This window comes from Methanobrevibacter sp., from assembly GCF_045646045.1.
In the GTDB taxonomy this organism is placed as follows: domain Archaea; phylum Methanobacteriota; class Methanobacteria; order Methanobacteriales; family Methanobacteriaceae; genus Methanocatella.
The window spans coordinates 12070-35429 of the sequence record NZ_JAZRJY010000151.1; the positions used below are offsets into that span (position 1 = coordinate 12070).

The window sequence follows — 23360 nt, forward strand, 5'->3', positions numbered from 1 at the left end:
AAATTATTCATTGAGAATTTTATTATAGAAGTTAATATAATTTTCAATTGCATAATCCCAACTATAATCTGAACAATATGCATTATTCATTAATTTAAACAATAGTTCTTTATCATTAAAGTAAACATCTTTTGCAATTTTAATTGTATCGCATAATGATTCACTGGAATAATCTTTAAGTTTAAATCCATTTCCATTATTTGATTTATAGTCATTTACAGTATCTTTTAAACCACCAATATTTGTTACAATTGGTAGTGTAGCATAATATAGTGCAATTAATTGGGCTATACCGCATGGTTCAAAATAAGATGGCATTAAAAAGAAATCTGAAGCCAAATAAATTTCTTTAGCAAATTCTGTATCAAAATCTATACAGGCAACATAATTATCTAATTTACCATTTAATTCACCAAATTTTATGTTACATTCTTCAGTACCTATACCCAATAAAACAAATTGTCCATCGCTTACAATCTCTTCAAGATTATCATAAATGATAGGAGAACCTTTCTGATCACCTAATCTGCAAATATATGAAAATAATGGAATGTCTTTATCAACTTTTAAATTTAATTTTTTTTGCAATTCCAGTTTTGATTTTTCTTTAACCATTAAAAATGAATTGAAATTATCAGAATATCTATTATATATGCTTGTATCCAAACCATTTAAAAAACCAATAACATTTTTTTCACGATATAAATCCTGTAAACCAGCAGCAATAGTAGAATTAGGATCTTTAATTGACTCAGCATAGTCCGGACTAACAGTTAACACATAATCTGCAGTTGAAACCGAACACTCTAGCATGTCTACTTCATCGCCTTTCCATTCGAATCCAAGATAATATTCAAATAAATCTTTAGGATTATCTTTACTGAATTTATAAATATTACGGAAGAATGCATTGTGAATAGATACAACATACTTGCAATTTAAATCATTTTCATTTGCTTTACATATTGATGTGACAAATCCCTCATGATAATCGTTTGTTTGAACTATATCAGGATTTAAAGATTTTTGAATAATGAGTTCATATATTGCCCGGCAGAAAAATGCCCATCTTACAACTTCATCATCATGATTATGGATAGTATCCCTGTAGAAATAATAATCATTTTCAATTAAATAAACATTTACTCCTCTTAATTTTTTATATAAAAATTTTCCTTGGAGTTTGTTACTGTCTACATTAATTGTCATGTCTTTGTTTTTAATTTCAAATTCACCTATCTCTTTAAAACCATCATCATTTAATTTTTTATAGTTGGGCAGAATAATGCTAATTTCAAAACCATCTCTTTTAGCAAATGCGTTTGCAAGACCGAACATTGCATCTCCCAAACCGCCATTTTTAAAAAGACCCTCATATTCAGTAGAACCTATAATTAAATGCATATTAACTACCCATTAAATATTCATAATGTGGAAACAGTATCATCTAATCCAAAATCATTTTCAACAATTTGTTTTTCTGAAATCATTGCGTTTTTGACAGTAACCCCTTTTTTAATCACACAAGAATCGAAAATAACAGAGTTTATTACACGAGCCCCCTCTTCAATAGTAATATTATTGCCTAAAACTGAATGCTCTATAACACCATTAATTTTATTGTTAAAACCACAGAAAGATTTTGTAAATGTAGCAGAATTCATTACAGATGGTTTTAATTTTATTTTTTTAGTAAAAATATTTGAATTTTTAAAATCTAAAATATCAAAGAAATCTTTTCCTTTATCAAGAGCCATCATATTTAGTTTCCATAAAGAATCTATAGTTCCAACATCCTCCCAAAAGTCATCAAATTTAACGATATTTACTGAGAGATTTCTTACAAAATAAGGAACAATATCCTTACTGAAACTAATTGCTTTGTGATTATTCTCATCAAAATATTTTAAAGCATTTAATAAAGATTCTTTCTTATAAATATAAATACCCATAGAAATTAAATTAGATTTAGGATTTTCTGGTTTTTCTTCAAAATCAATGACCTTATTATTTTCATCAACAGTGAAAATACCGAATCTGCTTGCTTCTTCAATAGGTATTTCACGCACATATACTGTTAAATCGGAATCGTATTCCAAATGTTTTTTATAAAAATTTTCATAATCGCCAGAGTAAACATGATCACAGTGAACAATCATTATGTCTTCAAAATCATCAGTTACACCAGCATTAACGAAAACTGATTGTGCAGTATCAAAATATTTAACATCATCATATAAAAATGAAGCTTTAGGAGGCAATATCTTTAGTTTATAATTTATAAATGTCTTCCAATCAATAAGATAATCAATCAATGAATCTTGAGCATATTGTGTTATTACACCTAAATTATCAATATTCGCAATATAAGAACTAGCTAAAGCAAAATCAATTAGATGATAAGAAGAACAAATATTTACCATTGCTTTAGATTGTTTATTTGTTAAAGGTTTCAATCTGGTACCTTTACCACCAGCTAATAAAAAACAGAATAGTTTATTCATATCTACCATTTTTATCCCTCAATTAAGTTATTATAAATTTCTATATAAGGCTTTGCCATTTTTTCCCAGCTATAATCTTCATTATAACAATTTTTTACAACTTGAGTCCATTTTTCTTTATTAATAAAGGTTTCCAATGATTTATTAACGGCACTTAAAAAGTCTTCAAGTTCATAATTATAAAATTTAAAACCATTTCCATCAGGATATTTGGAAAAATCAATAACAGTATCCTTAAGTCCGCCTACATTATGAACAATAGGAACCGTTCCATAATACATTGAAATTATTTGGCTAAGACCATTAGGTTCACATAAAGAAGGCATTAATAAAATATCTGATGCTTCGTAAAGTTGTTGGGCCAAATCTTCATTATGTTCAATACATGCAATGAAATTAGGATAATCATTTGAACATTGCCTAAATTCCTGGCGGTACTTCGGACCGTCACCCAATAAAATAAATTGGCAATTATTTTCCATTAAATAATCCATAATACCTAATAAATAATGACAACCTTTTTGTTTTCCTGATAAACGTCCGCAAAACATGAATAACGGAATATCTTCTCCAATTTCTAAATTAAATTTCTTTTGAAGAGTTAATTTAGCTTTTCTTTTATTTTCTAAAAATTCATCAAAATCATCAAATCTAGGATATAAATCATAATTTATACCGTTTAAAATACCAGTAACACCTCCATTTTCAATAATATATTTATCCAAATAAAAACCTTTTTCAGGAGTTTGAATATCTTCAGCATTTGAAATGCCAACAGTTACAAGTTTATTTGAATTTATAATTGATTCTTTTAAAAAACATACAGAATTTTCTTCCCATTTAAAGCCCAGATAATAGTTAAATAAAACCATGTCATCATTTTTAATTTTAAAATGACCTGGATAATAAACAGAATGAATCGTTAAAATAAATTTTGGTACCTTGGAAAGATTTGCCTTACATATTAGTGGTAAAAGACCATCTGGCTTATCATTTAAATGTATCACATCGATATTCCAATTCAAATGTTTGATAGTTTCAACAATAGCTCTTGAAAAGAAAACAAACCTCAAATAGACACTTTCACCAACATAAGCATCCTCATCACTAAAATAATGCTCGTTATCAATAAAAAAGAAATCAACATTTCCCAATTTACTTTTATAAAGATTAAAATTAACTAATTCATCCGAATACTTAGAATTATCCCCAATATGAATACTGGTTAAAAATTCAAGGTTTTCATCATCAATGCTTTTAAATTTTGGCATTATAACTTTTACATTAAAATTATCTTCATTACTTAACACTTTAGATAGGCCCGAAACATAATCCCCTATGCCGCCAATCTTAAAAAAACCTTCAGCTTCTAATGTAGAAATTAGAATTTCCATCATATCACCTAATATGGTAAAATTCCAATATGTCTTGCAACACCAGGATCAATATTTTTATAATGAGCCAAATAACATCCGAACCATTCTAAAGGAATTAAAAGAATGAATGGTGCGAGAATTTTATCAACATCGGCAAAATCATCTAAATTCAAGATAATACAATTAGCATTAATAGATTGGCAAAATTTAATAGATTTTTTAGTAATAACATCCCCATCACAATCAGCATCTAGAAAAATAAGAGAGGTATTCTCATCGACCCTTTCAATTAAGCCATGTCTAAATTCTGAAGAATATAATGGGCAGGAATCAATATTAGAACCCTCCATAAATATAGTCATGGAAGTTTTATATGCTAATCCGTAATTAGGCCCTGCACCTAAACAATAAAACATTGTTTCATCCTTATATTTCTTGGCCAATTGTTTATACTCATCATGAGTTTTTTCAATTAAATCTTTTAAAATATCTGGAAGAGTTAAAAGTTCTTTTATAATTTCATCATGTCCTAATGATTTAAATAAAATATAATACTGACAGAATAATTGGGTTAAATGGGTTTTTGTTCCAAGAATTCCAATTTCGTGTCCACATCTTGTAATAACAGAAATATCTGCTGTTTTAGCAATGGTACTTTCAGGTTCATTACAAATTGCAACAGTTTTTATATTATATTCTTTTGCTTTTTTCAATGCTGCAATAGTATCTTCAGTTTCACCAGATTGTGAAGCAAAAATAGCTATTGAATTTTCATTATTAGTTAACTTTTTATCATAAGAAAACTCATAACCCAAATAAGACTGAACATTAACAGTAGAATATATTTTCATTGCATCCATTATTGAATAACAGGAAGAAATAGAAGATCCGCTGCCTATTAAATAAATTTTATCAGCATTTTTTACTAACTCAGATACATCATCCATTAATTTTAGTTCAGAATCAATTGTTTTTTTTAAAACTTCGGGTTGTTCTAAAATTTCATCTAAAATTTTGTACTTCATAACATAAAATATATCAAAATTATATTAAATATTTTTTTGTTATGCCAAAAAATTCATTACGGGACAAACCCATTCTAATTTTTGTTATATCGGATACTTTTAAACTAGTTTATAAAAACTATTTGTATTATGATTTTTTAAACAAAAATATGTGATATTGTAAAAGTTTAATATATTTTAATAATTATAAGTAGTTGGATTAATCATATAAACTATTACCTTTACTATCCATAGCTACAATAAGTGGGCCGAAGTCTTTAACTTTTAAATTCCAAATAGCTTCAGGCATTCCCAAATCCAACCAGTCGACACTTTCTATCTCTTCAACAGCATCAACATATAATGCAGCACAGCCTCCAGTTGCAACCACATAAACTGCTTCATTTTCAACCAAAGCTTCTCGGACAGTATCGTCCATACCTCCTTTTCCAATAACAATTTTTGCACCCATTGCAATTACATCACTCTGATACGGATTCATACGCATTGAAGTGGTTGGACCAATAGCGACCATTTTATAGTCATCCCCATCCTTTGATATTATTGGACCTGCATGAAAAATAGCTGCACCACCAATATCTCTTGGAGCGCCTTGTTCGATAATTCTTTTATGTGCTTGATCTCTTGCAGTTAATATGTTTCCGGTTAAACTAATAACATCACCAATTTTCAAATCAGCGACACTTTCATTGGTAATCGGTACATTAATTTTTTTCTCCATTTATACACCTTTAAACAAAATATATAATTTAAAAAATAATCAAAATTAAATTATCATATAAAATATTTAGAATTAATATTATTTAAACATGACAAAAAAGGACATAATATGTTCCAATGTTTTTAAACTTATCTGGAGCCCAATTGTTTCATCACCACATTTTCTTTTTAATTTATTTATATTATAAAATACAATTTTAAATTAACATTCATGATGGCAATATTGGATTATGTAAAAATTACTTATTGCTCGAAAAAACTAATGAGGGCTTAATCTATGGATAATAAAAAAATAATTATAATCGGAATAATACTGCTTATCATTGTAGTGGGAATCATTTTACTAATGATGACTTCAGCAAATTATGAAAGAATTGAAATAACACCAAATGGAACAAGTATAGAAGTTCCGGCCAATCAAACCAAATGTATTGGAGATATTGGAACTGTAAAAGTTTGGAACTGGAACGACGGAATATTAGTTACAGCCAATAGTCAGGGAAACAGCAACCTCAGCAAATTAACTGAACTAAGTTTTAATAATCTGAATGACTTAATAAAAAATGGAGATAAGAAAAATTTTGATGGTGTTACATGTTATGTGATAAATGCCAATGACTTGTTAAAAATCAGCATATTTGATGCCGTTAAAGTAAATTATAACGGCAAATTCTACTGCATCCCCTTATCCAATGAAACTACTCATGACAATATAATAATTTGTTGTAAAGACAAGGATGTTGCATTGCATATGGCCAAATCAGTACAATACAAAAATGTTAATCTAACCAGCAATTCTAATTATACAATTCGTGCTCTAGAAAACATTACTGGAAATTTACTTGCTAACAGTTAACCACAATACTAAATCTTAAATAATGATTAACTATATAAATTTAAGTGGTGAACATTCGTGGAAATATTAAACAATACACTAGTACAATTAATTATTGTAATACTTATCTTTTTTGTTTTAACTATTGTGGGTAAGTTCATATACGGAAAAATAAAAAATATAACAGATAAACATGTAAATGTAAATGAATTACTGCCTGAAGATGAAGTTCATACTTTAAAGCAGGTTTTTTATTTAATTATGATGGCATTGTGTGTTGTAAATATTTTTTATTCCATTACTGTAGCTGAAACTGACCTACATTATCTAATGATATTTGATATTCTACTTTCACTATATCTTGCAATCACATTAGATATGAGTTCCAGGAAAAAATATCTTATATGGTTGTTATTAATTCCATATGGATCATTAGCATATTCTTTATTCGGTCTTAGTTTAGTGATTTTAATAGAATTAATTCATATTTTAATCTTTGTATACTATGGAAAAATTTATTTCGATAAATTTATGGAATATACTAATTCACATGGTTTGGGAATAACCATAATAATATTATTTATAATAATTTTCGGCGGATTTTTTGTAGCCCAATATTCCGAAGGTGCAAATGCTCTGGATTCACTTGTAATTGTTTCCAATGAATTCACAGGTAATGGATATTCTGTTTTTGGTGAAACAATCCCAGGTAAACTCAATAGTTTATTGCTAGTTTGGGGAGGATATGTAATTTCCGGAGCAAGTGCTGCGACATTGACTGCAGCAATTTTAACAAGACATTTCAAAAAGCAATTTGCAGAATTAAAAGCATTAATTGATGAAGGAGATGAAAATAATGGAAACTAATCTATTAATTATTATTTTTCACATATTGGCCTCAATTGGAATTTTTGCCGTTTTAGTATATGTCGGCGATTATCTTACCCATAACGATAGATTAATATCCTGGTTTAAAAATTCAAGGTTTGCAAATCCTCTGGAATATTTTCCTTCCGAAGAAGTATCCTCATTAAATCAAGTTTCTTATTTGATAATGATGCTGATTTTTATTGTAATCAGTTTATATCTACTATTTGACTGGACAGATGGTTCGTATTTCATATATTGTTTAGACATTATTGTTTCAATATACCTTGCTCTTAAACTTGATAAAGAGCCATTTAAAGGAAAATTAATATTATTTTTATTAATTCCATTTGGTTCCATATCCGGATTAGTATTTGGAGACAGTTGGGTTATTTTATTAGATATATTCCACGTTATCGGATATCTTTATTATACCAAAATTTACTTCCGCAAATTCATGAAATATACTGAGAATAATGGATTGGGAATAACAATAATGCTGTTATTTACAATAGTAACATTTAGTTTTATATTTACCATGATTGTTGAAGATGTTTCTCCAATGGATTCAATGACTATGGTTACCAATGCATTTACAAGTAACAGTTATGAAGCCAGTGGAAAAATCATGGTTGGAAAACTTAATTCATTAATCATAGCATGGGGAGGCTTTATCTTATCTGGTGTTGGTACAGCAACTTTAGCTGCTTCAATAATAAACAGATATGTTGACCGTGAATTTGCTGAAATGAAAGAGTATATCAGAAATAAAAAAGAAGAGAATTAAACCTGATGACTATGAAATCCATTAGAATATTGTTTAAATAATTAGTGCAATATATTTGATAAAATTAATATATTTGTTATGCTAAATTTTTATATGAATATAAAAGAAAAATAGTAGGATAATTTTATTATGTCAAGTATGAGTAGTGTCGCAGGATTATCAAAATATATACAAACACTTCCAAGAACAAGATATTCCATAATGGGCATCTGTATTTTAAGTTTTTTAACTGGAGTAATATATTGCTTTATAAATCCTCAGGATAGCCTAACAGAAAATTTTTTACTTGAAGGAATGTGTACTTTCATGATATTTGGTATTAGTTCTGTTTTAAGCGGCAGCCTTAACCAGTATGGAGTAAAGGTACTCCATGGAATTAACCTGAAAATGAAACATTCAATGTTTCTATCTCTTGTTTCCATGTTCTTTATTTGTTCTATTCTGGTTATTGGTGGATTTATCTCACTAATAAATCATGAATACCTATATGTTAATTCTTTACTGTTTGGATGCGTGGTTGTTTATGGATTCAATACATTAGTATTATGGAGTACAACCCAGATTGGATTTTCAAAATCAGCCATCATAGGATTTATCCAGCCAGTGTTAATTTTATCAATGCTTGTTTTATTATTATTCTTATGGAGTGATTCATCCGTATTATCAACATCAATAATAATCAGTACAATGATAAAAACAATAGTTGCATGTATCATATTTATTTTGGCAATATATTCTTTTATTTCAATAATCTCATCACCTTTAAAGAAAAATCTGAATATCGGAATGCTGGATTTATTAAGTTTATTTATTATGCATATGAACGAAGGATCTAATCTTTTGGAATCCACTTTTGAAGAAATGGGTGAATCAATTGATACTGTAGTTACATTCATTAGTTTCAAGGGAAAGAATGGTATTAAATCATTATTCATATCACCGTCTGTCCATCCTGGGCCTTTAGGCAATATTGGCGGATCTAACATGCCAACAATCCTTGCAAACAAATTTGACCATTTCACTATGGTAGCTCATGGTCCATCCACACACGATTTTAACCCAATATCTGTTAATGAAATAGATAAAATTGAAAAATGTATCAAAGATGGGTTGAATGAAATAGAATACAGCAAAAATGCAAGTAAATTCAAAAGATATTCCCATAATGCAGCAAATATTGGAGTTCAATTCTTTAACAAAGGAATGGTAATATTATCAACTTTTGCACCTAACGGCAGTGATGATATTGAATTCGGTGTTGGTCTTACAATGATGACTCAAAGTATCAGTAAATGTAATGTAAAAGATTCCGTCATTGTAGACTGCCATAATTCATTCACCCCAGAAAGTGGTGAAGTATTGCCTGGAAATCCTGAAGTATTTGATTTAATAGACGTTATTGATAAAGTTGAATTAAATAATGAAGAATACAATAATATAAAAGTAGGCTGCTGTGCAGATACTATGGATGACCTCGATAAACAGGAAGGTATTGGAGAAAGTGGATTGAAAGTTATGGTAATTGATATATCCGGTCAAAGAACTGCATATGTTTTATTTGATTCAAACAATATGGAAATCGGATTCAGACAGGAAATTATTGATGCTACAAAAGACCTGGATATTGATGAAATTGAAGTCATGACAACTGATACACACACAGTCAATACATTATCAAGAGGGTATAATCCTGTTGGAATAGAAAAAAGGCCTGAAATTATTGAATATGTAATAAAATGTATAAAAATAGCTATTGATGATTTGGAAGAGGTTGAGGTTGGTACTGGAACTAAAAAAATTAAAAACCTCAATACATTCGGTCCAAAAAATTCAACTGAACTCATTTCAACAATAAGCTCAGTTGTCGCAGTAAGTAAAATAATAGCTCCAGTTTTATTAATTACTGCATTATTTATTGTATTTATATGGATATTTTATGGAAATTTACATATAATTGGTTAATAAAATCCAAACAATAATCCATGTGAAAAAGAAAGGCAAGATACAATCCCATATTTTTTGAGATCTATCAAGTTCTTCTGATGCGATATTATCTGCAATTTTAGTTGAAGCATAAATAAAAGCAATACCAAGCAATAAACCAATCATATCGTTTTTGAATCCTAAAATACCGATTGAAAATAAACCAGATAACACACCAGCAATTATACCAAATACAACATTAATTGATGTAAGTTTAATAGTATCGTCCAAAATATTTCCTCCAAAAAATAAATTAAATAGAATAAATATAATTTAATAATTAATAGTATATTAAAGTATTGATAATCAAAAGGTGTATAAAATGAAACCTATGTCAAATGTTGACATTTTTACAATTAGTGATGAACTTAATAATTTATTGACAGGTGCTAGAGTAGACAAATCATTCCAACCAAGCAAAGACATTGTTGTAATGAGATTTCATGTAGCTGGTACTGGAAGAGTTGATTTGGTGATGGAATGTGGTTCAAGAATACACACAAGCAAATATCCTCTTGAAAATCCCACCAATCCACCAACATTTCCAATGCTTTTAAGAAAAAGAGTCAAAGGAGCTCATGTTATAAGTGTTACTCAGCATAATTTTGATAGGGTTGTTGTGATTAAAGTTAAAAAAGACAAATATTATACTATTGTGGTGGAATTATTTGATAAAGGAAATATCATATTATTGGATGAAGACAACAATATTATTTTACCTCTTAAAAGAAAGCAAATGTCTACAAGAGATATTAGTTCCAAAAAGGAATATATTTTCCCTAAAGAAAGAGGAATCAATCCAATCAGCACAACTGAAGAGAAATTTAAAGAAGCATTTATCCAGAATGATAATGATGTTGTAAGAACTCTTGCGGTTAATGGTCTTGGAAGTCTATATTCAGAAGAAATCATTGAAAGAGCAAACAGTTATACAGAAATTGATAAACATACACCAAATAGTGATTTGACAGAAGAACAGATTTCTGCATTGTTTAAAGGATTTACAGAATTATTCAATGCCCTTAAAAATGAAGAATATAAGCCCCAAATTGTAAAAGATGGTAAAAAAGAAGATGTTATTCCACTTGATTTGATAAAGTATGATGGCTTTGAAAAAGAGTATTACGATAACTTCAACGAAGCGTGTGACGAATTTTACTCCAAAAAAGTCAATACCGATATAAAAGATATCAAGGAAAAGGCCTGGAATAAAAAAGTAAACAAGTTTGAAAAAAGATTACGTATACAAGAAGAAACACTTGATAATTTTAATAAAACAATTGAGACAAGCCAACATAAAGGAGAGTTAATCTATTCTAATTACACCACCATCGAAAATATAATAAATGTTGTTAACTCAGCTATAAGTAAAGAATATTCTTTTAAAGAAATTGGTAAAATTCTCAAAAAAGCTAAAGAAGATGGAATGGCTGAAGCTCAAATATTCGAATCCATCGATAAAATGGGAATTCTAACATTAAAAATTGAAGATACATCCATAATTATCGATCCAAAATTGTCAATACCTGAAAATGCGGAAAGCTATTATGAAAAAGCTAAAAAAGCTAAAAAGAAAACAAAAGGTGCTATAATAGCTATTGAAAATACTAAAAAACAACTTGAAGAGATTAAATCTAAAAAAGAAGTTGCAATGGAAAATATTTCCATACCTAAAAAGAGAGAAAAGAAAAATCTCAAATGGTATGAGAAATTACACTGGTTTATCACATCAGACAATACATTAGTAATTGCAGGACGTGATGCCGGATCCAACGAAGCAATTTTTAAAAAATATTTAGACAATAATGATATATATTTGCATGCAGACATACATGGTGCATCATCAGTTGTGGTGAAATTAGAAGGAAAGTCATTAAATGACACAATACTTAAAGAATCTGGAGAGTTTGCTGCTTCATTTTCATCTGCCTGGTCAAAAGGTTTCACAACACAGGATGTATTTTGGGTTCATCCGGACCAGGTATCAAAAACACCAGAGCCGGGAGAATTTTTAAAGAAAGGGTCTTTTGTAATAAGAGGAAACCGTAATTTCATAAGAAGTGCAAGGGTAAAACTAGCAATCGGAATAGTTGACTATGAAGGAAAAAGAATAATGGCCGGACCTGTAGAGGCACTTGAAGCACACTGTGAAAATTATGTAGTATTAAAACCGGGTTACACTAAAAAAGAAGCAATTGCTAAAAAGATTCTACATAAAATAGATGAAGATGAATTAATAACAATAGATGATATTATACGAGTATTACCGTCAGGAAAATGCGATATAGATGAAGAATATCATCAAAGAAAAAAATATGAAAAGAATTAATCCTGATAATTTTCAGGATTATATTCAAAATATTCATTTGGATTTAAAATAACAGTACTGATTTTTGGATTGAACTGCATTACAAAATTCGCAAAAATAGTTGGATCCTGTTCTATAGGAGGGAATGTATTGTAATGCATAGGAATAGTAACTTTAGGATTTAACCACATTGAAGCAAGAGCAGCTTCAAAAGGACCCATAGTAAATTTATCACCAATAGGCACCATTACTATATCCGGTTTATAAATATCACCAATAATTGTTTTCATATCACTAAATAAACCAGTATCACCACAATGGAATATTGAAGTACCGTCTTCAAAAGTAACTAAAAAACTAGCTGCAACACCACCAGGAACAGTCTCTTCAACCATGTCGATATCAGATGAATGTCTTGCATCAAGCATGGTAAATTTTATGTCTCTGAATACAAAGGAACCGCCAATGTTTACACCAATAGTTTCGATACCCTGTTTAGATAAAAATAAAGATATTTCATGAATAGCTGCAACAGGTGCATTGGTTGAATTGGAAATATCCAATGTATCACCTAAATGATCAGAATGTCCATGAGTAACTAAAATAATATCAGGATTTAACTCTTCAACAGGAACCGGACAGGAAGGATTGTTACTTATGAATGGGTCAATTAGAATATGTACGTCATCATCACTTATTATTTCAAAAGCAGAATGACCTAACCACCTAATTTCCATTAAGCAACTCCTCCAATACTATTTAAAATTACAGTCTCATCCAAATTAGAAGCAATGTCCCAAGTTTTCTCGAAATCAGCCCTAATGTTTGAAATGGATTTTCTATCATCATAGATTGCACCATATTCTGAATTTTCAACTGTATAACCATCAGAAATTATCATTGCATGAGAATCATCTGTAATTAAATTAATAGCATGTACCTTAGGTACTGTTTTAATATGAACTCCTTGTTTTAAAAGTGATGCAATTAATACAGTATATGAAATGTCTGATAAATCAAATTCATCAATGATTACTCTGGAATAAATTGTAGGAACATGTGACAGGAATCTGTCAGACAAATTGTTTAAAGAAGGAATTTCCAACATGATTTCCTTATTTACACTTACAGCCAATTGCTCAAATGCATCATTTGAAGTAATTAACTCATTACCCAACAAGACATTACCTTTTAGAGATTCAGGTACCGGTAATCTTTCTGGATTATTAATGTCAATCTCAATATCCCTTGGTTGTGTAGTGGATTCCAAGTTAACTTCAGGCTGAGATAATGCTCTTTTAATTTCTTCAGTTTTATCAGCAGTTTCATTGATGACAGGTACATCATCATAAATATTGTTAGTTGAACGTTTTTTAGGTTTTCTAGTAACTTTAATTGGTTTTTCGTATGCAGGAGTGAAATCTAATTCATTATCTAAATCTATTTCTTTTTCTTCTTGATTTACTACATGTAATACTGCTTTAGACTCATCAATTTCAGGAGCTTCAAAGAACTCTCTTGGAGATATGGAGTCATCTTTATCTGATTCATAATATTCCCATAAACCACTATCATCAATATCTTCACCATAATCATAATCATCATTTGAAGGTCTTACTATTAAAGGACCATTGTTGTTATCATGATTAGATTTTTCTTTTCTTTTTGGAAGATTAATCGATGGTGTGTTTATGTCTGCTGAATTTAAGAAGTCTTTAATAAGCCCACTTGTTTTTTCAGCATTAGAATCAACAAAATAGCTAATAATCAATATTATTCCAACGATAGCTATTAAAAAACCAACCATTAATAAAACATCTATAAGGTTATATGCTATAACTTCATATGATATAACCACACCAATTACAAATAAAATAATTCCTGATACAAATTTTAATGTATTTCCCAATTTGTTCACCCTTCATCAATTAATATTCACTCTAATACTATTATTTATTAGTAACACTATTAATAAACCTAATGGTTGAAAAAATCAAATACTAATAAAAAATTGCTTTAAAAAAAACAAAATATATAAAGTTAATACTTTTTTAATTTTAAGTAATATTAATATTTGTCAAAAATCTACAATTATATGGTGAAAGAAATGAACTCCATAAAAAAATTTATCAACGAAGAATCAGGACAAGGTGCCGCCGAATATATATTATTATTTGGAGGAGTAATAGTAATTGCTCTTTTAGCATTAACCATATATAGATCATATATGGAAACCAGTGATAGAAGTTTAAAAGCAAAAGACGACATAATTGATGTAAGAAACACAATTCTGGATAATAGAACCCATGTTTAAAAAAATAGACAATAAAGGACAAAGTAGTGCAGAGGTAATTCTTCTGATTGGAGGATTGCTAGTTATAATATTATTTGTAGCATCTTACATTACAAATATAATAAACACTACACAAAATTCTTTTAAAACATTAATTACACAAGAAAGAGATTTTTTAATAAATAAAATATGATAAGGGGAGATATTCTCTCCTTATTCATCTAAAATTTTGTTTAAACATTCATTCCAAGATTCAGAATTAATATTTGTTAATTTCATTGAAGTTCTTGTTAATTTTCTAATATGCTGAGGACATGCACCTATACATGCACCGCACAAATTACAGAATGTTAAATTGGTTTCAGCTTTACCGTCAACAATTTCAACTGCATTACATGAACAAACGTCCTGACATGCATGGCATGAGTCGCCTTTACAGATAGATTCTTCTGTTTCAACAACTTCTAATTTTCCTGCAAACGGTTTGGTAACATTAACTGCATCTACAGGACAAATTTCAGCACACCAAGAACAATTTACACATGAATCTTTAACAATATAAGCAGTTCCAGTAATTTCCGGCACTTCAATTTGATCTTGCAACATACATGTTGAACAAATTTCAATGATTGCATCTTGAGGACATACTCTTTTACATATTCCACAATAGACGCATTTAGATGTATCAACTTCAATACTGTTATTCATTAAGTCTACGCTTGAAGTTGGGACATTACTTATTGTAATAGCTCCAGGAGGACATAATTCCTCACAGAAACCACAATAAATACATTTTTCATCATCAATATTAATTTCTCCCCTAAGTAATGATTCTCTATCAGGGAGTTTTCTTTCAAACAATATTGCATCTCTTGGACAGGCAATAGAACATCTTCCACAGTAAACACAGTCATCATCACATATTTCAGACTCCACTTCCCATATCGGATAATTATCCATTTCTTTAACGGAAGTGCCATCTATAGTTAATGACAATGCATCAAACGGACAGGCTGAAGAACATAACCCGCACAATACACAGGAATCTGCATTTACGGAAAGCAAATCCATTTCTATTAATCCGCGTGCTATTGGTACTACAGGACCTAATCTTAAAGAAGTTGTTGGACAAACTTCAGTACAGATTCCACAGCCCAAACATTTACTGTCATTATATTTTAATTTACGAACTTCAGAACCGGTTCTTTCTACATCAAACATGTATTATCCCTCTCATGCTTTGGATATAGCTTGGTTAGGACAATTCTGAATACATAAGTCACAATCATCACAGTTTTCAGGAACGATTTTCACATCACCATCTTCCTCTATGATTGCTCCCTGTTCACAAAGTTTAATGCATAAACCTTGAACTGGACAATTTTCAATATGTCCACAAACATCAGAATCAATTTTAACTGCCATATAACCACCTCAATTACATACCTAAAATTAATTAAAAAAATTAATTATGGTATGATATTTTATTATTTATCGAAATGCATTAATAAACATATCGATTAAATTTCGCGATTAATGATGATTATCCCATTTCTGTTAATCTCACCAGACCGGATTCTAGTGGAAGAAATTGGATTTCCATCTTCAGCCAATACAAAACTAACAATAACAATATCAAGAGGTTCCATACCTTTAGATAATCTAATTTCATTGATTTTTAAAGCAGTAGGTTCAGTTTCTTCACTGACAACAATCGCATCAAAATCTTCCTCATAAATAGTTGTTCCAAAAGGATCTTCTAATGGTACAACATTAAAATTAGATTTATCACTAAAAAACAACTTTAAATTGTTCATTCTCTCTTTACATGAATCAATATCTCCTTTTAAACCACCAAAAGCATCAGAAGTTACTCCAATTTCTATCTGATCGCCTAATTCAAAAGCAGTTGATAATAACTTTTTATGACCGTCATGAAACTTATCAAAAGTACCTCCAACAGCCACCTTAGCATATTTTTTAGTTCCCATAATATTGTTCCACATTAGTTAAGTGATTAATATTATATTAAAACTATTATAAATTATTAGCTATTTGAAAAAAAAGAAAAAAAGAAGTTAATTAGAATGGAAGACTTTGATAATATGCAATAAGTTTATAATTATAATTATTCCAATTAACAACTTCACCCAATGAGTTTCTACGATTTATTGTATCACCAACAATCCATGTATCACCAATCAAGACTTGAGACCACACATGACCAGAAACCTCATCACCAAAATCACATTTACCATGGACATATCTAGCAGGAAGGCCTGAAGCCCTATATAAAGCAACGACCAAATGAGCCTGGTCAACACAATTTCCATGACCCGCATGCAATGTTCCTAAACCACCATAATACGTATCATAATAGTAATCATAAGAAATTTTATCCCGCACATAATTAAATATTGCCCTTGCCTTATCTGTAGGATTTGTTAAACCTTTGGTCAATTTTTCTGCAAGTGCAACAATCTCGGCATTTGAAACCGGACAATTAATAGAATCTGATAAATATGGTGCTAAATTTGAAATCTTATTTTTAGTATACAATACATTTTCTGATACAAATATATATGAACTGCCAGCAGTATTTCTTTCAGCATACTTATAAACAATTGGATACTCCCCTTTAGGCAAACCACCAATAGAAATAGTAGCAATACCTTCATCATCTGTCCTTGCATGTTGAGATATGCCATTATATATGAATTCAATGTCTGCATTTGAGATTGGATTTTCATAGGCATCCAATACGGTTACTGAATAATCCCTATATAAATCCAAATACACAGTTACATCATAAGCAATGAAAATAGCCCCATCAACCAGAATATGATTGGATATACTGTTTGCAGCATATAATGGATTATCGAGTGACGTTTTAATATCATAATATCCCACAGGCAGATTAATATTTAAACTAGCAACACCTGAAGCATTAGTAGTTCTGGTATAGGATTTGCCCCGAATATTAAATGTAACATCCATACCCTCCAATGGATTGTTATTGATATCAGTTAAAACTGCAGTAAATGCTTTGCTCTCACCAAAACTAAAAATCAAATCATCACTAGATAAATAAACCGGAATTTTTGAAACAAAAACAGTACTTGATTTTTCATTATAATCTATATCATCAACATCGGAATAGCTATATGAAATTTCATAAGTGCCCGGAAATAGACCAATATCCAAACTAGCAACACCATTGGCATCAGTAATACTGTCATATGACTGATCCATTAAATTAAATGTAATAGTTTCATTAACCATAGGAACTGATTTTAAATCAGTTAAAGCAACATAAAATTTAGATCCATCCTGATAAATCATTTCTAAATCATTTCCAGCTAAAATATTAGTCGGATTAGATACTACTAATGTAGTGGATGATTTAAATGGATAATAATTAGAATTTCCTTTAAATTCATATTCTAAAGAGTATCTGCCCTCATAAAGATTTGAAATAATAACTTTAGCCTCACCATTTTCATCAGTAACCCCATTTATATCAACACCATTATACCTGAAATTAATATCGGCCATAGGAATTGTCTTATTATTTAAACCAAACAATGTAACAGCATATTCTCTATCAATACCCGCAACCACATGAGCATCAGAAGCTTCAATAATAGCAGGAGATTTATCAATTTTAATCTTATTGGAAACTGATAAACCATTATAATTAGTAGCAGTGATAATATATTCACCCGTGTCAAGGTTAATATTTAAAGATGCATTTCCATCATTATCAGATACTCTAGTATATAATACTCCATTAATATTAAATGTGACATCACTATAAGCTAATGGATTGCCCATATCATCAAGAAGATGTGCAGTAAATTTATTGCCGTCCTTATAACGCATGTTTAAATCAGTGGCAGTTATTGTAGGCAATACCACAATATTATTAGAATATATTTCGCCATTAATTGTGTTGATAGTGGAAATGATATATTTTCCAGGATTAAGATTAATATTCAATCTTGCAGTACCCTCTTCATTAGTGGTACGAGTATAGAATACACCATTTATATTAAAATCGACATTTTGATTGGCTAATGGATTGCCTTCACCATTTACCAGATGAACATAAAATTGAGTATCATTTTTATAAAATTTTACAACATCTGAAGCATACATAGTATTAAGTACAATAATTTTATTAGAAGACATTTCACCATTAATAGGATTGATTGCAGTCAATATATAATCTCCCGGAAGAAGATTGATATTCAACCTTGCAGTACCCTGTGCATTGGTTTTTCTTTCATAAAAAATCCCATTAATATTAAAAGTAACCCCAACATCATTTAAAAAATTACCATCAGCATCAATAAATGTAGCATAATACTGTGTATCGTTTTTATAATATTTTTCAATGTCATATCCACTAATTGTAGATAATACATTTATAGTATTGTTAGCAGAAGATGATTGATAGTCATCTGTACCATTAAAAAAAGAAGCAATATTATAACTTCCAGGATTTAAATTTATTGCTATTGAGGCGATACCTTCATTATCAGTTATTCTAACATAATTATTTCCATTAACATTAAATATTACACTTTTATTAGACAATAAATTTCCATCTTTGTCAGATAATACAACTTTAAATGCGGTTCCATCATTATAATATGATTGAGTATCATTTCCGGATAAAACACTTTGTTTTATGTCCCCATCATTAGAAGAATAATTTTCTCCACCATTATTAGAATTTACTTCTCCGATAGAATCAGGACCAGAAACATCCAAATTCTCTGAAAAAATAGTGGCATTATTATTTAATAAATTAATATCATTATTTGCATTGTTTAAATCAATTGCTGAAACAGAACCGACAATAATGAACAGTAGCAAAACAATAGAAAGATTTATTAGACAACGTTTATTAAAAATTTTTTCACCACCTACCAAATAACAAATATTCTAATAAAAAAAATGAATATTCATTTATAATACATAATAAAATTTTGTGAAAAATTATATTTAAATTTGGTGATTTTGTAGGTTAGAATAATTTCAAACACATTAAGATTATGAAATGTTTATAGAAAAAAAGTAAAAAAAAATTCCAAAAAAATACTATAATCGATTCTTTTAAAAAAAAAAGAAAAAAAGAAGTTAATTAGAATGAAATACTTGAATAATAACCATGAAGATCATAATTATAATTATTCCAATTAACTACATTATCAAATGAGTTTCTGTTACTAGTTGAATCACTAACAACCCATGTATCTCCAATTAAAACCTGAACCCATACATGACCATAAACACCGCCGCTACTAAATGAACATGTTCCATGCACATATCTAGCTGGAAGTCCTGCTGCCCTGTATAAAGCAATGGATAAATGAGATTGGTCAACACAATTACCGGTTCCTGCATTCAAAGTACCTACAGCACCATAATGAGTATCATAATAGAAACTATAAGAAATTTCATCTCTAACATAGTTATAAATTGCTACTGCTTTATCATAGGAATTTGTACATGAAGCAGTCAAACTCCTAGCAAGATTAACAATAGCTTCATTTGTAACCTGACAGTTAGTAGAACTGGATAAGTATGGACTTAAATCAGTAATTGTATTCTTACTATCTAAAACACTTTGTGGTTCATACAATTTAAGGGATTTAATAGATACTGTACCAGGTAACTGATTAGTTAAACCATAATACACTATGACACGAGTAAATGCATAAACAACACCATCATAACCTATTGTACCAATGTTAGTATCAACAGAATTAGGTGTATTACCTGAACCCATAACAAGCAACAGATTATTTGCAAGATTAACGAAATCATTGAAACTGCCCATATCTGCTGCAGCGCCAGGGTTAGAAGGACTATTTATTGTACCCATAATATACAAATCAGATAAATCACCCATATTTATACTGACAATAGCTTCAGATAATAAATATAAATATTCGGCATTAGTGAAAATATCTCCGCCAACTTTAACTACTTCAGGTAATGCAGCATTTTCTTCAATATAACCATTCACATAATTAGCAGCTGAAATTAACTCATTAATACTGATAGTTCCTTTAACATGAATATATGCCATACCGGAATTATTTTCATAACTGAAAACAACAGGATATGTACCTTTACTAGTTAAATTGTCTATTTTAATACTTGCTACACCATTAGAATTGGTCAAAGCCCATGTAGTGATATCATTATAATAAAATGTAATATTAGCCCCTACAATAGGTTTATGATAAGCATTAAATAATGCAGCATGGAACTCACCAGCAGTTCCTATAATTAGGTCAATATCTTCTGCTTCAAATATAGTACCGTTAACTAAAACGTGATTGGTTATAGATTTTGCTGAATAAAATCCGTTATCAATTGAAGTGACAATTGGATAATATCCTGTTATAAGACCTATATGTAATTTGGCTTCACCAGACTTATTTGTAACTCTAGAATAGTTAACACCATTAATAGACATATTAATAATAACGTCACTAACAGGAGTGTTATTAATATCAACTAATTTTGCAATAAAATTACCGTCGTCTCCAAATTCCATGAAAACATCCTCTGCAAGGAGTTTAGCATACAATTTATTAACAACAACAGTATTTGATCCTTGATAATAATCCATTTCATCAATTTTAGAATGAGTATATGTAATTGTATATGTACCCGGAACTAAATTAATAGCAATACTTGCAATACCTTCATCATTAGTAGTACGGTTATAATCAACGCTGTTTATATTAAATGTAATAGTTCTATTAGATAATGGTTTGCCTGATAAATCAGTCAATTTAACATCAAATCTAGAACCGTCATGATAAACCATATCCAAATCTTCACCATATACGATTACAGTTGAATTAGCTACTATTAACTTACTGCTTGAAGCTGATGGATAATAATTCATACTTCCATCAAACCAATATTCAATGGAATAAGATCCTATTGAAAGATTATTTAATGCAATGCTTGCCTTACCATTTTTATCAGTAACTGCATCAACGGTATAATTGGCATATTTAAAGTGCACTATTTCGCCCTCAACAGTACGATTATTCTCTCCCATTAAATGAACAGTATAATTTCTAGGGATACTAATAATAACATGGGCATCTTTACCAGTTATTGTAGTATTTGCTTTATTAACTATAATATTATTGGATATGGATAAACCCCTATAGTCCATAGATGTTATAATATATTGACCTACATTAAGATTGATATTTAAATAAGCATTACCATCATCATCAGAGGTACGATTATAGAATACACCATTAATATTGAATGTTACATTAGTATTAGCCAATGGATTTCCAACATCATCAACAACATTAACTGCAAACCTGCCATTCCTATAGTTCATGGTTAAGTCATCAGCAGACATTGTAGGTAAAACCTCAATAGAATTACCATGTGCCTCATTATTAATAGGATTAATAGCAGTAATAGTATAATTATTTGGATCAAGATTAATATTCATCTTTGCAATACCTTTATCATTGGTTGCACGATTATATAAAACACCATTTATATTAAATGATACATTAGTATTAGCTAATGGTTTACCTACATTATCTAAAAATGTAGCATAATACTGAGTGTCGTTTTTATAATATTTAACTACATCATTACCATCAACAGTAGATAAAACAGTGATATTGTTACCTTTAGTTTCACCATTGACCGTGTTGGTTGTAGTTATCAAATATTCACCGGCATCAAGATTAATATTTAACCTTGCAGTTCCATTTTCATTAGTTTTTCTTTCATAAAATACACCATTAATATTAAAAATAACGGTTGTATTATTTAATAAATTACCTTTACCGTTAATCAATGTAACATAAAACTGAGTGTCATTTCTATAGTATTTCTCAATATCTTCTCCAGAAATCGTGGATAATACTTTAACAATATTTGTAGTAGAAGAAGATACATAATCACTTGTGCCTGCATAGAAAGATGAAATTTTATATTCCCCAGGGATTAAATTTATCCCTATAGAAGCAATACCTTCATTATTAGTTGTCCTAGTATAATTTACATTATTAATATTGAAAATTACACTTTGATTAGCTAATAAAGAGCCATCGCTATCGGATAATGCAACTTTAAATGCAGTTCCATTCTTAAAGTATAATTCTGTATCATTTCCAATTAATGAAGTCGCCATCTTGGAAGCAACGACAGCATTATCATCAGAGATATATTGAGATGTTAATAATTCACCTTCTTCAGAAGAAGTAATTGTAATATTATCATCATGAGAACCAGTCTCTGAGATAGAATCATAACTAGAAACTTCTAAACTTTGTGAAGAAAAAACAATTTTATTATTTTCATTTAATAAACTTGTATCATCTGCAGTAATATTAGAATCCATTGCTGATACTGACCCTATCAATAAAAAGATCATGAAAACAACAGAAAAAAACATTACTTTTCTTATATTAGAAATTTTTCCACCTCTTATTCTCATTACGAAAATTTTAATAAAAATATGATATATACTAAGATTAGTATTCATAATGAGTAAATAAACATTATAATTTAATAATATATAAATGTTATTAAAACCACAATATTGAAAAAAGGACTTAAAATTAATTATATTAACAAAAATAGCTTTAAAATATAC

At 29.3% G+C, this 23360-nt stretch carries 19 protein-coding genes; 6 read left to right on the forward strand and 13 right to left on the reverse strand.

The window, feature by feature from the left end; translation table 11 throughout:
• Nucleotides 1-3: 3 nt before the first annotated feature.
• The 5 genes from ACKI5C_RS10115 to ACKI5C_RS10135 all read right to left on the reverse strand — a co-directional run bounded on the left by ACKI5C_RS10115 (nucleotide 4) and on the right by ACKI5C_RS10135 (nucleotide 5626).
• Complete coding sequence (locus ACKI5C_RS10115; protein WP_407432996.1) at nucleotides 4-1404, reverse strand: glycogen synthase; 1401 nt, start codon at nucleotides 1402-1404, stop codon at nucleotides 4-6.
• A gap of 20 nt (nucleotides 1405-1424) precedes the next feature.
• Nucleotides 1425-2513 (reverse strand): sugar phosphate nucleotidyltransferase, encoded by a 1089-nt coding sequence (locus tag ACKI5C_RS10120; protein ID WP_407432997.1) that lies wholly within the window; start codon nucleotides 2511-2513, stop codon nucleotides 1425-1427.
• 2 nt (nucleotides 2514-2515) lie between these two features.
• Nucleotides 2516-3898 carry a glycogen synthase gene (locus tag ACKI5C_RS10125; RefSeq protein ID WP_407432998.1) on the reverse strand — a complete coding sequence of 461 codons (1383 nt, stop codon included), beginning with the start codon at nucleotides 3896-3898 and terminating at the stop codon, nucleotides 2516-2518.
• 8 nt (nucleotides 3899-3906) lie between these two features.
• Entirely contained in the window at nucleotides 3907-4905 is a 999-nt protein-coding gene (locus tag ACKI5C_RS10130; RefSeq protein WP_407432999.1) for an SIS domain-containing protein, read from the reverse strand.
• Nucleotides 4906-5104: 199 nt separating this feature from the next.
• Nucleotides 5105-5626: a FumA C-terminus/TtdB family hydratase beta subunit gene (locus tag ACKI5C_RS10135; RefSeq protein WP_407433000.1), complete on the reverse strand. Its 522-nt coding sequence runs from the start codon at nucleotides 5624-5626 to the stop codon at nucleotides 5105-5107.
• Between the two features lie 276 nt (nucleotides 5627-5902).
• On the opposite strand from ACKI5C_RS10135, the gene ACKI5C_RS10140 reads away from it, so the two are divergent.
• The 4 genes from ACKI5C_RS10140 to ACKI5C_RS10155 all read left to right on the forward strand — a co-directional run bounded on the left by ACKI5C_RS10140 (nucleotide 5903) and on the right by ACKI5C_RS10155 (nucleotide 10076).
• Nucleotides 5903-6481 carry a hypothetical protein gene (locus ACKI5C_RS10140; protein WP_407433001.1) on the forward strand — a complete coding sequence of 193 codons (579 nt, stop codon included), beginning with the start codon at nucleotides 5903-5905 and terminating at the stop codon, nucleotides 6479-6481.
• Between the two features lie 57 nt (nucleotides 6482-6538).
• Nucleotides 6539-7327, forward strand: coding sequence for a hypothetical protein (locus ACKI5C_RS10145; protein ID WP_407433002.1), 789 nt, complete (start codon nucleotides 6539-6541; stop codon nucleotides 7325-7327).
• Entirely contained in the window at nucleotides 7317-8114 is a 798-nt protein-coding gene (locus ACKI5C_RS10150; RefSeq protein WP_407433003.1) for a hypothetical protein, read from the forward strand. Before ACKI5C_RS10145 ends, ACKI5C_RS10150 begins: the two co-directional genes overlap by 11 nt.
• 129 nt (nucleotides 8115-8243) lie before the next feature.
• Nucleotides 8244-10076: a DUF2070 family protein gene (locus ACKI5C_RS10155; protein WP_407433004.1), complete on the forward strand. Its 1833-nt coding sequence runs from the start codon at nucleotides 8244-8246 to the stop codon at nucleotides 10074-10076.
• Here the strand turns inward: ACKI5C_RS10155 and ACKI5C_RS10160 are convergent.
• Nucleotides 10059-10328: a hypothetical protein gene (locus ACKI5C_RS10160; RefSeq protein ID WP_407433005.1), complete on the reverse strand. Its 270-nt coding sequence runs from the start codon at nucleotides 10326-10328 to the stop codon at nucleotides 10059-10061. The two genes, ACKI5C_RS10155 and ACKI5C_RS10160, sit on opposite strands and share 18 nt — an antisense overlap.
• A 91-nt stretch (nucleotides 10329-10419) precedes the next feature.
• On the opposite strand from ACKI5C_RS10160, the gene rqcH reads away from it, so the two are divergent.
• Complete coding sequence (gene rqcH / locus ACKI5C_RS10165) at nucleotides 10420-12426, forward strand: ribosome rescue protein RqcH (RefSeq protein WP_407433006.1); 2007 nt, start codon at nucleotides 10420-10422, stop codon at nucleotides 12424-12426.
• Here the strand turns inward: rqcH and ACKI5C_RS10170 are convergent.
• Together ACKI5C_RS10170 and ACKI5C_RS10175 are read right to left on the reverse strand one after the other, a co-directional pair.
• The gene (locus ACKI5C_RS10170) at nucleotides 12423-13142 is read right to left on the reverse strand and encodes a metal-dependent hydrolase (RefSeq protein ID WP_407433007.1); all 720 of its coding nucleotides are present in this window, start codon (nucleotides 13140-13142) and stop codon (nucleotides 12423-12425) included. The genes rqcH and ACKI5C_RS10170 overlap by 4 nt on opposite strands.
• Entirely contained in the window at nucleotides 13142-14314 is a 1173-nt protein-coding gene (locus tag ACKI5C_RS10175) for a hypothetical protein (RefSeq protein WP_407433008.1), read from the reverse strand. The genes ACKI5C_RS10170 and ACKI5C_RS10175 overlap by 1 nt, the downstream gene beginning before the upstream one ends.
• Nucleotides 14315-14512: 198 nt before the next feature.
• Here ACKI5C_RS10175 and ACKI5C_RS10180 point away from each other — a divergent pair, with 198 nt between their 5' ends.
• Nucleotides 14513-14719 carry a Flp family type IVb pilin gene (locus tag ACKI5C_RS10180; RefSeq protein WP_295594454.1) on the forward strand — a complete coding sequence of 69 codons (207 nt, stop codon included), beginning with the start codon at nucleotides 14513-14515 and terminating at the stop codon, nucleotides 14717-14719.
• Between the two features lie 192 nt (nucleotides 14720-14911).
• Here the strand turns inward: ACKI5C_RS10180 and fwdF are convergent, their stop codons facing one another.
• The 5 genes from fwdF to ACKI5C_RS10205 all read right to left on the reverse strand — a co-directional run bounded on the left by fwdF (nucleotide 14912) and on the right by ACKI5C_RS10205 (nucleotide 23201).
• Nucleotides 14912-15919, reverse strand: a complete 1008-nt coding sequence (fwdF, locus tag ACKI5C_RS10185) for a tungsten-dependent formylmethanofuran dehydrogenase subunit FwdF (RefSeq protein WP_407433009.1) — start codon at nucleotides 15917-15919, stop codon at nucleotides 14912-14914.
• Nucleotides 15920-15931: 12 nt separating this feature from the next.
• Nucleotides 15932-16123, reverse strand: coding sequence for a 4Fe-4S binding protein (locus ACKI5C_RS10190; RefSeq protein WP_058739703.1), 192 nt, complete (start codon nucleotides 16121-16123; stop codon nucleotides 15932-15934).
• A gap of 95 nt (nucleotides 16124-16218) precedes the next feature.
• Entirely contained in the window at nucleotides 16219-16689 is a 471-nt protein-coding gene (locus ACKI5C_RS10195; protein ID WP_407433010.1) for a phosphopantetheine adenylyltransferase, read from the reverse strand.
• 91 nt (nucleotides 16690-16780) lie between these two features.
• Entirely contained in the window at nucleotides 16781-19579 is a 2799-nt protein-coding gene (locus ACKI5C_RS10200; RefSeq protein ID WP_407433011.1) for a transglutaminase domain-containing protein, read from the reverse strand.
• Between the two features lie 268 nt (nucleotides 19580-19847).
• Nucleotides 19848-23201, reverse strand: coding sequence for a transglutaminase domain-containing protein (locus ACKI5C_RS10205; RefSeq protein WP_407433012.1), 3354 nt, complete (start codon nucleotides 23199-23201; stop codon nucleotides 19848-19850).
• Nucleotides 23202-23360: the final 159 nt, after the last annotated feature.

What these genes read in the sequence shown, in the direction of transcription:
- ACKI5C_RS10115 (WP_407432996.1), bottom strand. Translation starts at nt 1,404, where the DNA reads ATGCATTTAATTATAGGTTCTACTGAATATGAGGGTCTTTTTAAAAAT.
- ACKI5C_RS10120 (WP_407432997.1), bottom strand. Translation starts at nt 2,513, where the DNA reads ATGGTAGATATGAATAAACTATTCTGTTTTTTATTAGCTGGTGGTAAA.
- ACKI5C_RS10125 (WP_407432998.1), bottom strand. Translation starts at nt 3,898, where the DNA reads ATGGAAATTCTAATTTCTACATTAGAAGCTGAAGGTTTTTTTAAGATT.
- ACKI5C_RS10130 (WP_407432999.1), bottom strand. Translation starts at nt 4,905, where the DNA reads ATGAAGTACAAAATTTTAGATGAAATTTTAGAACAACCCGAAGTTTTA.
- ACKI5C_RS10135 (WP_407433000.1), bottom strand. Translation starts at nt 5,626, where the DNA reads ATGGAGAAAAAAATTAATGTACCGATTACCAATGAAAGTGTCGCTGAT.
- ACKI5C_RS10140 (WP_407433001.1), top strand. Translation starts at nt 5,903, where the DNA reads ATGGATAATAAAAAAATAATTATAATCGGAATAATACTGCTTATCATT.
- ACKI5C_RS10150 (WP_407433003.1), top strand. Translation starts at nt 7,317, where the DNA reads ATGGAAACTAATCTATTAATTATTATTTTTCACATATTGGCCTCAATT.
- ACKI5C_RS10155 (WP_407433004.1), top strand. Translation starts at nt 8,244, where the DNA reads ATGTCAAGTATGAGTAGTGTCGCAGGATTATCAAAATATATACAAACA.
- rqcH (WP_407433006.1), top strand. Translation starts at nt 10,420, where the DNA reads ATGAAACCTATGTCAAATGTTGACATTTTTACAATTAGTGATGAACTT.
- ACKI5C_RS10170 (WP_407433007.1), bottom strand. Translation starts at nt 13,142, where the DNA reads ATGGAAATTAGGTGGTTAGGTCATTCTGCTTTTGAAATAATAAGTGAT.
- ACKI5C_RS10180 (WP_295594454.1), top strand. Translation starts at nt 14,513, where the DNA reads ATGAACTCCATAAAAAAATTTATCAACGAAGAATCAGGACAAGGTGCC.
- fwdF (WP_407433009.1), bottom strand. Translation starts at nt 15,919, where the DNA reads ATGTTTGATGTAGAAAGAACCGGTTCTGAAGTTCGTAAATTAAAATAT.
- ACKI5C_RS10190 (WP_058739703.1), bottom strand. Translation starts at nt 16,123, where the DNA reads ATGGCAGTTAAAATTGATTCTGATGTTTGTGGACATATTGAAAATTGT.
- ACKI5C_RS10195 (WP_407433010.1), bottom strand. Translation starts at nt 16,689, where the DNA reads ATGGGAACTAAAAAATATGCTAAGGTGGCTGTTGGAGGTACTTTTGAT.
- ACKI5C_RS10205 (WP_407433012.1), bottom strand. Translation starts at nt 23,201, where the DNA reads ATGAGAATAAGAGGTGGAAAAATTTCTAATATAAGAAAAGTAATGTTT.